The organism is Paraburkholderia sp. SECH4 (assembly GCF_030511745.1).
Lineage (GTDB): Bacteria > Pseudomonadota > Gammaproteobacteria > Burkholderiales > Burkholderiaceae > Paraburkholderia > Paraburkholderia madseniana.
Genome location: NZ_JALOCP010000012.1, coordinates 138,074 through 150,680 on the forward strand (window position 1 = coordinate 138,074; position 12,607 = coordinate 150,680).

Annotated in this window: 10 protein-coding genes and 1 tRNA gene; 5 read left to right on the forward strand and 6 right to left on the reverse strand. The window is 62.4% G+C overall.

Annotated features, from left to right (window positions below; genetic code table 11):
• The first annotated feature begins 63 nt into the window (after nucleotides 1–63).
• Nucleotides 64–1,524, forward strand: a complete 1,461-nt coding sequence (gene otsA / locus M0D67_RS18465; protein ID WP_266239345.1) for an alpha,alpha-trehalose-phosphate synthase (UDP-forming) — start codon at nucleotides 64–66, stop codon at nucleotides 1,522–1,524.
• Between the two features lie 113 nt (nucleotides 1,525–1,637).
• Here otsA and M0D67_RS18470 read toward each other — a convergent pair whose 3' ends face one another.
• The gene (locus M0D67_RS18470; RefSeq protein ID WP_154565280.1) at nucleotides 1,638–3,473 is read right to left on the reverse strand and encodes an ABC transporter ATP-binding protein; all 1,836 of its coding nucleotides are present in this window, start codon (nucleotides 3,471–3,473) and stop codon (nucleotides 1,638–1,640) included.
• A gap of 692 nt (nucleotides 3,474–4,165) precedes the next feature.
• Between M0D67_RS18470 and M0D67_RS18475 the strand changes: the two genes are divergently transcribed.
• The 3 genes from M0D67_RS18475 (at nucleotide 4,166) to M0D67_RS18485 (ending at nucleotide 6,976) form a co-directional block, all read left to right on the forward strand.
• On the forward strand, nucleotides 4,166–5,230 hold the full coding sequence (locus tag M0D67_RS18475) for a glycosyltransferase family 4 protein (protein WP_154565279.1): 1,065 nt from the start codon (nucleotides 4,166–4,168) through the stop codon (nucleotides 5,228–5,230).
• Between the two features lie 268 nt (nucleotides 5,231–5,498).
• Nucleotides 5,499–6,353: a hypothetical protein gene (locus tag M0D67_RS18480; RefSeq protein WP_154565278.1), complete on the forward strand. Its 855-nt coding sequence runs from the start codon at nucleotides 5,499–5,501 to the stop codon at nucleotides 6,351–6,353.
• A 158-nt stretch (nucleotides 6,354–6,511) separates the two neighbouring features.
• Nucleotides 6,512–6,976: a DUF2214 family protein gene (locus M0D67_RS18485; protein WP_154565277.1), complete on the forward strand. Its 465-nt coding sequence runs from the start codon at nucleotides 6,512–6,514 to the stop codon at nucleotides 6,974–6,976.
• Between the two features lie 69 nt (nucleotides 6,977–7,045).
• On the opposite strand, the gene M0D67_RS18490 is transcribed toward M0D67_RS18485, so the two are convergent.
• From M0D67_RS18490 to M0D67_RS18510, 5 genes are all read right to left on the reverse strand, one after another.
• Nucleotides 7,046–8,923 (reverse strand): ABC transporter ATP-binding protein, encoded by a 1,878-nt coding sequence (locus M0D67_RS18490; protein ID WP_154565276.1) that lies wholly within the window; start codon nucleotides 8,921–8,923, stop codon nucleotides 7,046–7,048.
• Between the two features lie 518 nt (nucleotides 8,924–9,441).
• Nucleotides 9,442–9,516: transfer RNA gene (locus M0D67_RS18495), tRNA-Val, on the reverse strand.
• A 48-nt stretch (nucleotides 9,517–9,564) separates the two neighbouring features.
• Entirely contained in the window at nucleotides 9,565–10,305 is a 741-nt protein-coding gene (gene dnaQ, locus M0D67_RS18500) for a DNA polymerase III subunit epsilon (protein ID WP_171925344.1), read from the reverse strand.
• A gap of 80 nt (nucleotides 10,306–10,385) precedes the next feature.
• Complete coding sequence (gene rnhA / locus M0D67_RS18505) at nucleotides 10,386–10,832, reverse strand: ribonuclease HI (protein WP_154565274.1); 447 nt, start codon at nucleotides 10,830–10,832, stop codon at nucleotides 10,386–10,388.
• Nucleotides 10,829–11,692, reverse strand: a complete 864-nt coding sequence (locus M0D67_RS18510; protein WP_154565273.1) for a class I SAM-dependent methyltransferase — start codon at nucleotides 11,690–11,692, stop codon at nucleotides 10,829–10,831. The genes rnhA and M0D67_RS18510 overlap by 4 nt, the downstream gene beginning before the upstream one ends.
• A 19-nt stretch (nucleotides 11,693–11,711) precedes the next feature.
• Between M0D67_RS18510 and gloB the strand changes: the two genes are divergently transcribed.
• On the forward strand, nucleotides 11,712–12,503 hold the full coding sequence (gene gloB, locus M0D67_RS18515) for a hydroxyacylglutathione hydrolase (RefSeq protein ID WP_154565272.1): 792 nt from the start codon (nucleotides 11,712–11,714) through the stop codon (nucleotides 12,501–12,503).
• Nucleotides 12,504–12,607 lie beyond the last annotated feature (104 nt).

Here is a 12,607-nt window from a genome sequence, read left to right on the forward strand (position 1 = left end):
GACACCGCCCGTGGCGCCTCATCCCCTAACGACCATGACTTACTGCATCGGGAATCGCGCTTCATGAGCCGACTGATCATCGTATCGAACCGGGTTGCGCCGATCTCGGAGGGCGGCCCGGCGGCGGGCGGCCTGGCGGTCGGCGTGTACGACGCGCTGAAGGAAACCGGCGGCATGTGGTTTGGCTGGAGCGGCGATGTGCTGAGCTCGGGCCAGCCGCAGATCAAGGTGGAAGAGCGCGGACCGGTGACCTTCGCGACCATCGCGCTGATGCGCCGTGACTACGACCAGTACTACCGCGGTTTCTCGAACGCCACGCTGTGGCCCGCGTTCCACTATCGCGCCGATCTGCTGCAATACGACCGGCACGACTTCGAAGGCTACTGCCGCGTCAACGCGTGGCTCGCTCAGCAACTGGTCCCGCTATTGCGCGAAGACGACGTGATCTGGGTCCACGACTATCACCTGATTCCGTTCGCCCAGGCGTTGCGTGCGGCCGGCGTGAAAAATCGCATCGGCTTTTTCCTGCATATTCCGTTTCCGGCGTCGCAGGTATTGCTGGCGGTACCGCCGCATCGCGAGCTGGTCGAAGCGCTGTGCTCGTTCGATCTGCTCGGTTTCCAGACCGCGCCGGATTTGCGGGCGTTCTGCGACTACATCGTCAATGAGGCGAACGGCACGGTCGACGTGTCAGCCAGCGGGCCGCTGGGCGTCCATGCGTTCGGCCGCACCTTGCGCGCGGCGGCCTATCCGATCGGCGTCTATCCGGACGAAATCGCCGAGCTCGCGAAAGCGGGCGAGCGCGGCAAACCGGTGCGCACGATGAAGACGGCGCTGCATTCGCGCAAGCTGATCATGAGCGTGGACCGCCTCGATTATTCGAAGGGGCTGGTCGAACGTTTCCGCGCGTTCGAGCGCTTGCTGGAACATTTCACCGCGCAACGCAACCAGGTGTCGTTCCTGCAAATCGCACCGCCGACGCGCGCCGACATGCACGCGTACCAGGACATCCGCCTGCAGCTCGAAGGGGAGTCGGGGCGCATCAACGGCCGGTTTGCCGAACTGGACTGGACACCAATCCTGTACATCCATAAGCAGTACGAGCGCTCGGTGCTGGCTGCGTTGTTTCGTACCGCGCATGTCGGCTACGTCACGCCGTTGCGCGACGGCATGAACCTCGTCGCCAAGGAGTACGTGTCGGCGCAGGATCCGGACAATCCGGGCGTGCTCGTGCTGTCACGCTTTGCCGGCGCCGCGCAGGAACTGGATGGTGCGCTGATCGTGAATCCGGTCGATATCGACGGTATGGCCGAGGCGTTGGCGAGAGCGCTGGAGATGCCGCTTGTGGAGCGCCAGGCGCGTCATCGCGACATGATGGTGCAATTGCGCGAGAACAACGTATCGGTGTGGCGCGACAACTTCATGCGCGATCTTCAGCGCGTCGATGGTGCGAAAAGCACCAGAACCGTGAAGGTGCGTGCCGGATCGGGCAAGAAGGCGGCGCGCGAAACCACGGTCGGATAGGTGGTTTTCAGGCCCGATTAGAAGTGCCTTTGGAAAACAAAAAAGCCGCACGAAAGCGGCTTTTTTGTTTATTGCTGCGGGTGTTGCTGAAGCAGCAGAAGGCGGTGTGTTGACTAGACCACGTGCTGTTCGTCCACCTTCTTGCCGCCGACATGCAGCGTGGTGCCCTTGCCGTACTGCTTCGAAAGCAGATCGCGATACAGGCCCGGCCGCTGGCGCAACTCTTCCGGACTGCCGTCGTCGATGACCTTGCCTTGGCTCATCACGATGATCCGGTCGAAGTTGTTCAGTGTCGACAACCGGTGCGCGATCGCGATCACCGTGCGGCCCACCATCAGCCGGTCGAGCGCTTTCTGGATCGCTTCTTCCGAGGCGCTGTCGAGCGCCGAGGTGGCTTCGTCGAGCAGCAGGATCGGCGCGTTCTTCAGGATTGCGCGCGCAATCGCGATGCGCTGGCGCTGTCCGCCGGAGAGCTTGACACCGCGGTCGCCGACGATCGTGTCGAACCCTTCCGGCATGGCTTCGATGAAATCGCTGCAGCGGGCTTCGCGCGCGGCGGCGACCACTTCTTCCCGGGTCGCTTCAGGGCGGCCGTAAGCGATGTTTTCGTACACCGTGCGATGGAACAGGGAAATATCCTGCGGCACCAGCGCGATTGTGTGGCGCAGGCTGTCCTGGGTGATCGCAGCGATGTCCTGACCGTCGATCTTGATGGCGCCGCCCTGCGTCTCGTAGAAACGCTGCAGCAGCGCCAGCACGGTGGATTTGCCCGCGCCCGACTTGCCGATCAGGCCGACCCGCTGGCCCGGCTCGATATGCAGGTCGAAGTGATCGAGAATCGGCCGGCGGCGCGGGTAGGCGAACGTCACGCCTTCGAAATCGACCCGGCCGCCTTGCGGCACGAGTTCGGTGGCGCCGTCGCGGTCCGGCATGCCGTGGGGCTCGAGCAGGGTGCGCACGGCTTCCGCGAGTCGCGCGACGTGCTGCGTGACGTCGACCAGCGCCACGGCCAGATCACGCGTGCCGTGCAGAATCGTGAAGCCGAGCGAGCTGACCAGCACGATGTCGCCGGAGGTCGCACGGCCTTGATCCCACAGCCACAGCGCCCAGCCCAGCAAGCCTGCCGACAGCAGCGCGGTGATCACTGCATGCAGCAGGCGCAGCTTTTCCAGATACAGCAGGCTTTGCTGGCGCGCTTCCATTTCCGCTTTGACGGTCGCGCCGAAACGCTGCTGCTCGCGAAACGTCATGCCGAAGGCGCGCACGAGGCCCATGTTGCTGATCACGTCGACCAGCTCACCGTCCACCGACGCTGCTTTCGTGGCGAAATGGTGATGCCGCGCCGAGCCACGCCCGGCAAGTTTGTAAAGCACGACCGACAGAATGGCCGAACACAGCATCAGGCCGCCCGCCATCAGCGGATTCACGGCGGTGATCATGACGATCGCGCCGAGCACCGCGATACACGGCGGCAGCACGTTCCAGGCGGTGGTGTTTTCGGCGGTGTAGACCGCGTTCGAGGTTGCCGTGATGCGGCTCGCCAGCATGCCCGGCTGTTTCTCCGAGTAGTAAGTCGGCGAGTGGCCGCTTAAATACTGGAACAAATCGCGCCGCAGGTCGCCAGTTACGGCCACGAAGGTATGCGCGGCCACCCAGCCGCCGACCCGCCACAGCAGGTTGTCGGCGGCAATCAGGCCAACCAGGATGGCGAACGCGCCCCACAACGGACCGGGGTGATGCCGGCCTTCGCCGAGCACATCGATCAGATGCTTGATCGCGTATTGCGAAGCGAGCGCACAGCCCACGGCCGCGAACACGCTGCACAGGACGATCGCATGCGCGAGCGGATGGCGGCGAATAAAGCGGAAAAGAAACGCAAGCGGCCTGTGCGCATAGCTCGCAAGCTTTGCGTTCTGGGCGTTACGCTGGGCGATGGTTAAGTGTTCCAATTGATCGTGAGGTCGGTGTGTTTCAGGTTGTGCATGCAAGGCATGGGCCACAGCAAAAGCCTTCGCCGCGAAGCCGATGCTTCGCATTGTAAACATGCAAAAGCGATTGCGCCCTGTGTATCCGGGCAATGACGCGACTGATTTCGCGATAGACGACCGCGACCTACTGTTGCTCGACCCGCCGATGGTGCGGTGGTTCACGCAGGCTGCGGAATATTTCGGGATATAATTACAAATTGCATTCAACTGCGGTGCGGCATTTCTTCAATGCCTGCCGGCAAAGTTGACACAGGAGCTTACAGCGACCGTCTTCGGGGCAGCGTTGCAAGCCAGTTGCTACTGTAGAACTGTCTTATAAAACAAGGGTTTGTAAAGTGTTTCGCCTTTGTAACAACGTAAAGACTTTGAAATGTTGTGGTGCAGCGAGATCCCCGGCATTGATAATGCATGCTCTGCTAGCCCACCGAAATATCTGACAGTTTGTCAACGTAGGTGCCATGTGTGCGTTTACCGGCACATGCGCAGACAGCGAACTGCTGATCTGGGCTCACTACCCAAGCGATCCATCGCAGGATTTCTCGAAAGAATCAGGCCCGCGCCGGCATATCCGGCCAGACTGCCCTGGCGAGCAAGCGAGTCGCTTTTACCAAACGCAGTACTTTTGCCTGATTTTTTACGAGGAGTTCTTCATTATGCGAATCGCTCAAATCGCTCCCTTGCACGAGGCGGTTCCTCCCAAGCTTTACGGCGGGACGGAACGCGTGGTGTCCTACCTGACCGAAGCGCTGGTTGAACAGGGCCATGACGTCACGCTTTTCGCAAGCGGCGATTCGCAAACCTCGGCGAAGCTCGAAGCGTTCTGGCCGCAGGCGCTGCGCCTCGACCCGACCATCCGCGACGTGATGGCGCCGCATATGCTGCTGCTGGAAGAAGTGCGCCGCCGCGCGGACGAATTCGACGTGCTGCATTTCCACATCGACTACTACCCGTTCTCGCTGTTCGCCCGCCAGCCGGTGCCGTTCCTGACCACGCTGCACGGCCGTCTCGATCTGCCGGAACTGCAGCCGATCTTCAACACGTTCAGCGACGTGCCGGTGGTGTCGATTTCGGACAACCAGCGCATCCCGCTGCAACAGGCGAACTGGCTGCAAACCGTTTATCACGGGCTGCCGGAAAACGTGCTCACGCCGATCAAGGACGTCGAGCCGGGCTACCTCGCATTCCTTGGCCGCGTCTCGCCGGAGAAGGGTCTCGACCGTGCGATCCGCATCGCCGGCCAGGCAGGCATGAAGCTCAAGGTCGCCGCCAAGATCGACAAGGCCGATCGTGCCTATTATGAAGAAGTGATCAAGCCGCTGATGGCGCTCCCGCACGTCGAATACATTGGCGAAATCGGCGAAACCGAAAAGCGTGAGTTCCTCGGCAACGCGCACGCACTGGTGTTCCCGATCGACTGGCCGGAGCCCTTCGGTCTGGTGATGATCGAAGCAATGGCTTGCGGTACGCCGGTGATCGCGTTCAACCGTGGTTCGGTGCCGGAAGTGATCGAAAACGGCGTGTCGGGTTTCGTCGTCGAAGACGAAATCAGCGCGGTCGCCGCAGTGAAGCGTCTGCACACGCTGCCGCGCACCGGAGTGCGCAAGGCATTCGAAGCGCGCTTCTCGTCGAAGGTCATGGCGAAGAACTACGTTGCCACCTACGAAGAGCTGCTGCGTCAGAAGCATCGCACGGTGCTGCGCGAAGTGAACGCCAGTTGAGCGCCAGCTAAGTACGGTACGTAAAAGCAGCCAGACCGGCTGGCCGGGCGCGCGCTTTCGGCGCCCAGTGATCGATGGTTCGGCTGCCCCAGCAACGCCCCGCGTGCATCTCGCCTGCGGGGCGTTGTTGCATGCGCGCCGCGATTTTGCGCGTATGCGGCAGAAAGTACGGTTTTGGGACCGGCAAGCATGAGCCTGTCTCGGTAATATCCCTATAATGGCCGTGCCGCAAATCTGGCTGCGGCGCCGTCGACGACAGGAGGATGCTTTGGCGAGAACGAAAGAGACGCGTGCGAACGCGGCGCCCGGCGCCGGAATGATTTTCGCGCTGCGCGCCATCGGTCTCGTGCTCCTCACTCGCTGGCTCTTTTCGATGGCGCAGATGGACCTGGGCGCGTCGCTGTCGGCGATGGTGTCCTCGCCGTGGGCGTGCATCAACCTGGTGTTCCTGTTCCTGCTGATCTTCCTGCCGGGCGCCCGCGCCGTGGCCGAGCGCCCGTTGCATCCGCTGCCGCAATGGTTGCGGCAGGCGGTGCGTCTGTTTGCTTTCCTCGGATTCCTGTTTGCTGTCTGGTCGGTCGGCGCATTTGCGGCGAGCGCCGGTTGGCGGCGCGCCGCGCAGGCGGTGGCGGCCACCAACGGCTGGCTGTTGGCGGCACCGGCGTTGTACGCGGCGGTCGTGTGGATTTGCCGGCCGCGCGCGCTCTGGCGAACCAATATCGCTGCGCGGCGCTTTGCAATCGGCCGCTATGCGGTCTCGCTCGATCCGGCCACGCGCACGGTGGTCGTCTGGGCCGAGCGTCGCAAGGTGGGGCAGTACGACGCTCGCGAATTGTCCGTGCGCTGGGCGGCGGCGCCAGGCATGGGCGCGCCGCCGGCGCCTGCCCCGGCGGTGGCGTTCGGTGTTGCCGGTGAAGCGGGTCGACCTGCAGCGCCGGTCGGTTCGGTCGGCGCGCCTGCGCTGGTGCGCAGCGGCTTCGGCCGACGTCCGAAAATCGAATTGCTGTGGGATTCGCCGGCTGCGGCGGGACACAATCGGCAAACCGTGTTCCGCGCCGCGCTGACTACCGAGGGCGATCGGGTCGCCGCGCGAGCGCTCGACACATCGTTGCGGCAAGTCTGAAACTGTCGCTCCGGACAGTCAGCTACAACACGCGGGCGAAGCAGACATCGTAAAGTGCGGTAGTCGATAATAAGACATGTAAGAAAAAGTGCCGCCCGGCGTTTCGGTGGGCGAGTGAGAGATACATCGATCGTATTGCGTCGTTTTCAGGAGTCGCTATGCTGGTTCGCTGGTTGCTTGCCGCCCTTCATCTACTTGCTTATGGCTTTGCCCTCGCGTCGATTCTTCGGCGCACCTGGTCATTGCGGCGAGCCAGCGTGCCTGCTGCGCTGCGATCCGTATTCCGCTCCGACTCGCGGTGGGGTCTTTCGGCTTTGGTGCTGATCGTCACCGGTCTGATGCGCGCCTTCGGCGGTTTCGAAAAGGGCGCCGACTACTACCTGCATGAGCCGCTCTTTCACTTGAAGATGACGCTGCTCGTGCTGATACTCATTCTCGAAGTCCCGACGATGCTCGGCCTGATGCGCTGGCGCGCAAGTATCAGAAAAGGCGCGCCGCCTGATTTGCGAAAGGCCCGTAGTTATGCGCGGTTCAGTGTGATCCAGACCGTGCTGCTGGTGTTGATGGTGTTCGCGGCGACCGGCATGGCGCGCGGCATCGGGCTGCCTGCGGGCGTGGTGTAAGTGCGTAAGCCTGCAGAAAACGCCTGTTACGGCGGCTTCTGCAGGACGTCCCGCACGCTTCTTCGCAATTTACTTTTCGACCAGCAAGTCTGAATCATCGCGTCGATTCGCCTTCGCGCCCGCGGTCTTGTGCATGACTTCCGAATCGCCCAGGCCCTTGATCAACTCCAGCGCCTGACGTTCGAACAAGCGCCTGTACAAGCCGTTCTCGAGTCTGATCAACGCCTCGTGACTACCTTCCTCGATGACCTTGCCCTTGTCCAGCACCAGCAGTCTGTCCAGCGCTCGCACGGTGGACAGACGGTGCGCCACCACCAGCGTCGTGCGGCCCATCATCAGCCGTTCCATGGCCTGCTGGATCAGCACTTCGCTTTCGCTGTCGAGGCTCGAGGTCGCTTCGTCCAGAATCAGGATCGGCGCGTCCGCGAGAAACGCCCGCGCAATCGCTACACGCTGACGTTCGCCACCCGAGAGCTTGATACCGCGTTCGCCCACCAGCGTGTCGTAACCTTGAGGCAGCGCCGAGATAAAGCCGTGCGCACTCGCGAGCTTCGCGGCGCGTTCGATCTCGGCACGGCTCGCACCGGGCCGTGCATAGGCGATGTTCTCCGCCAACGAGCGGTGAAACAGCACCGGCTCCTGCTGAACGATGGCGATCTGGCTGCGCAACGACGCCTGCCGCACACGGGCGATATCCTGACCGTCGATCGTGATCCGGCCTTCCGAAATGTCGTAGAGCCGCTGGATCAGCTTGATGAAAGTCGTCTTCCCCGAACCCGAATGCCCGACCAGTCCGACGCGTTCTCCCGGCGCGATGCGCACGGAGAAGTTGTCGTAGAGCGGCGTGGCTTTCGCACCGTAGTGGAAGGTAACGTGCTCGAAGCGAATTTCGCCTTTGCCGATCGAGATCGGGCCCGCGCCGGGGCGGTCTTCGATGCCCAGCGGCTGGCTCTCCAGCGACACCAGTTCTTCCATGTCGTTGACGGAGCGCTGCAGGTTGCGGATGTGCATGCCTACGTCGCGCAGATAGCCTTGCAGCATGAAGAACATCGTCAGCGCGAACGTGATATCGCCGACGCTCGCTTCGCCGCGCACCCACAACAGCAACGCGGCGCCGAGAATGGCGGCCTGGATCGCCACCAGCATGCTGCCCTGCACGCCGCCGTTGATCGTGCCGCGAATCCACGTGCGGCGCGTGCGATGACGCCACTTGACGATCACACGCTCGAGCAGGGCTTCTTCGCGCGCTTCGGCGCCGAACGCTTTCACCACGCCATTGCAGCTGACTGCGTCGGCGAGGGCGCCGCCCATGCGCGTGTCCCACGCGTTAGCGAGGCGCGCGGCGGGCGCAACGAAGCCGAGCGACAGGGCCACGGTCGCCGCGATATAGAGCACCGAACCAATACCGACGACCGCGCCCATCATCGGCCAGCGCCAGCCGAGCAGCACCGTTGCGCCGACCAGCATGACCAGCGACGGCAGCAGCGCGACCAGCAACGTGTCGTTGAGCAGATCGAGCGCCCACATGCCGCGCGTGATCTTGCGCACGGTGGATCCGGCGAAGCTGTTGGCGTGCCAGTCCGTCGAAAAGCGTTGCACGCGATGAAAAGCGTTCCCGGCGATCTCGCTCATCATCTTGAGCGTCAGCCTGATGAGGTTGAAGAACACGCCCTGGCGAAGCAGTGTGGCGCCGAGCCCGAGCGCACCCAGCACGCAGAAGGCCGTGATCGCCGCGTGCCACGCGACGGCGTCGCCGGCGGAGCCGGATGCGATCGCGTCGACGAGCCGCCCGGCGAACATCGGCGTGAGTACGTCGGCCAAAGCCGAGAGCAGCACCAGCGCCGCAATGACGAAGATGCGCCAGGGCTGTTTGGCCCAGTGACGGAAGGTGAAGCCAAGGACGTCCTTGAAGGCTTGTCCACGAAAGTCGAGTTTTTTTCTAGTCATTTGCCACGACCCGGTGGCGCGCGAGCGCACCGAGGTTCCAGTCAGGAGCGAAAGGAAGAGACAGTCAAGCGAGCCGCGCTGTGTTGACAGCAATGCCGGCAATGAGACTACGGACTGTCTGGGAATTGCACGGGACGCCTGGTCAGGCAGAACCGCGTGAGCGACAACGCGACAAACTTAAGGTCGCGAGAATGGTCGTGAAGCCATCCCAGGGAGAGCGATATGCACTGCGAACATGTGACGCCTCCCTGTAGTCGAATGAAGTGAAGGAATGGACGGGGCGAGTGCCCGAAAACTGACTATATCAGCAGTATTTCGCGGCCGCAATCGTACGAAAGTTCGGTGTTGACTTCGAAGCAGAGTCGGCGCAGATGCAGATGCGTATCGACGCACACACACGTGATCAATCCGGCGCGCGCATGCTGGAAACAAACAGAATCAAGCGGAAGCAAAAACAAAAAAGCCCTCGACTTTCGTCTAAGGGCTTTCTCTTGCGGTTCTTCGGGAACCAGCGAATCTGGTGGGTGGTACAGGGATTGAACCTGTGACCCCTGCCGTGTGAAGGCAGTGCTCTACCGCTGAGCTAACCACCCGAAGAGAGCCGAATTATGTCAGGGATTTTTCGACTCGTCTAGTACTTTTTAAGTGGTTTGCTCATCCGCGGCCGCAGCCGGAGCCGGTTCGAGACGCCACACGCTCGTGCCTTTGACCGCTTTGTCGAGACCGTCGAGCACGGCCTGATGTTCGGCGACTTCGTCGTCGCTCGCGGCGATCACGACCAGATTCAGCGAATCGATCGCGATGCGCGGTGCGTTCGCATCGCCGCCGCCGTGCGAATCGCCGAGCATGTCGATAACGAGGCTCTCCTGGCCGCGCGTCATTGCCAGGTAAACCTCGGCAAGCAGTTCCGAGTCGAGCAGTGCGCCGTGCAAGGTGCGGTGTGCGTTGCTGATGCCGAAGCGGTCGCACAGCGCGTCGAGCGAATTGCGCTTGCCCGGGAACATCTGCTTGGCGCGCGCGAGCGTATCGATGATCTCGCCGCAGTAGGTTTTCACCGGCGGCAAACCCAGCAACGCAAATTCGGCATCCAGAAAGCCGATGTCGAACGGCGCGTTGTGAATGATCAGTTCCGCGTCCTGAATGAAGTCGCGAATCTGATCGGCAATCTCGGCGAACTTTGGCTTGTCGCTCAGGAACTCGGTGGTCAGCCCGTGAACGGCCAAAGCGCCCGGATCGCTTTCGCGTTCCGGGTTGATGTAGAAATGCAGGTTGTTGCCCGTGAGCCGGCGGTTCACCATTTCGACGCAACCGAGTTCAAGGATCCGGTCGCCGGTTCGTGCATTCAGGCCGGTGGTTTCGGTATCGAGGATGAGTTGACGCATGTCGGATTAGCCTGCTCTAAAAAAATCAGCAAAAAAGAAGGGCGCGCGCGTGGGCGTCGCCGCGGACATCACGGCACGCATCACATTTCTGCGAGTGACGCGACGCCGCGATTGGCCAGTTGATCCGCGCGTTCGTTTTCCGGGTGGCCGTTGTGACCGCGCACCCAGCGCCATTCAATTTCGTGCTGCGCGACGAGCGCATCGAGCCGCTTCCAGAGATCGGCGTTCTTCACCGGTTGCTTCGCGGCGGTGATCCAGCCTTTTTTCTTCCAGCCGTGAATCCATTCGCTGATGCCTTTCTGCACGTACTGCGAGTCAGTGTGCACGACGGCCTTGCAGGGGCGCTTGAGCGCCTCGAGAGCGCCGATCACGCCCATCAGTTCCATGCGATTGTTGGTGGTGTTGGGCTCACCGCCGAACAGTTCTTTTTCCTGATCGCCGAAGCGCAGCAGCGCGCCCCAGCCGCCGGGGCCGGGGTTGCCCTTGCAGGCGCCGTCGGTATAAATATCGATGATGTCGGAAGTCATTGTGTGTGGTTGCGTGTGTTCGGAGTGGCGGCGGGCGCGAGGCCCGCGGCGAGGACAGGTTTCTTGACTTTCAGCGGGCCGACGAGGCGCATGCCGCGCACGCGCTTGATCGCCTTGATCATGTAGGTGGCGCCGAAAATCGGCCACCAGCGGTCGCCGGCGGCTTCCATGAAGCCATAGCGGGACAGCCATTGTTCGCTGCCGAGCGGCGGACGATAGCAGCCAAAGCGCCCGCGTTCAAGGTCGAAACCCAGCAATTTGATCCAGTCTTTCAGGCGCGTGAAGGCGATCAGGTCGACTGCGGCGGGCACGAACGGCCGGCCCGTCATCTTGCCGACCGATTGGCGCGCGCCCCACAGCGACAGCGAATTGAAGCCGAGAATGATCAACTGGCCTTCGGGCATCAGCACGCGCTCCGCTTCGCGCAGCAGCCGGTGCGGGTCGCTCGTGAATTCCAGCGTATGCGGCATCACAATCAGGTCGACGCTTTGTGCTTCGAACGGCAAGTCGAGCAGATCGCACCAGACAGCGCTGCGTCCAGCGGGCGCAGGCAAACCCGCGGGCAGACCTTGCGCGGCGCTGTTACCCATGCCCTTGCCCGAGCCATTCCCGGCGCGCCCGAGGCCGCGCGGAAAAGTGTAGGGCGCACTCGCGCCGCTCGCTGCGTCGAGCACGAGCCCGCGGCACGGCATGCGGTTCTCGCGCAGGGCGTCGAGCTGCGGCAGGCCGAGTTGCAGCGCATGGTAACCGAACACGTCGGACACCACGCGATCGAGCTGGGTCTGTTCCCACTCGAGTACGTAGCGGCCGGGCGGTGAATCGGTCCAGGCGGGCCAGTCTATAATTGCTCGATCAGTCATATCAGAGAATGCGTCACCTATGAATGCGCTCGAGTACGTACCGGTCCCGGCGTTTGAAGACAATTACATCTGGGTCGTTTCCGACGGGCATCATGCGGTGGTCGTCGATCCGGGTGAGGCCGCCCCCGTGCGCGCATATCTGGCGAAACGGGGTTGGCGGCTGAGCGCTATTTTACTCACGCACCATCACCAAGACCATGTCGGTGGGGTGGCCGATCTGCTGAACGGCCAGGCCGTTCCCGTGTACGGCCCCGCTGGTGAGGCGATCCAGCATCTCACGCATCGTCTCAATAACGGCGATCACGTGACGATCGCGGCCCCCGCACTCGAATTCAGCGTACTCGACGTGCCCGGTCACACAAGCGGTCACATTGCCTATTTTCAGGCGGCCGACCCGCGCGGCACGCCGCACGTGTTTTGTGGCGACACGCTGTTCGCGTGCGGCTGCGGCCGCTTGTTCGAAGGCACGCCCACGCAGATGCTGGCGTCGCTGGATGCGCTGGCCGCGCTGCCCGGCGCGACCGAGGTTCACTGCGCCCACGAGTACACCTTGTCGAACATCCGCTTCGCGCTCGCCTGCGAGCCGGGCAACGCCGAATTGCAAGCCTGGCGCGACACGGCGAGCGAATTGCGCGCGCGCCATGTGCCGACGCTGCCCACCACCATCGCCCACGAACGCGCCGTGAATCCGTTTTTACGCGCCGACAGTCCGGCGATTCGCGCTACCTTGCAAGAGCAGTTGCACGAAAAAGTGTCCGATCGTTTGACCGCATTTACGCTGATGCGCGAATGGAAAAACCGCTTCCGTTGACCCGTTGAGCATCGGGGTGTTCCTCACGCGAAGAATCGCAAAAATTCGCCAAGCCTAAGATTTCCTTGATTTTTTTCGTAATTTTCCGATTGACGTAAACGTTG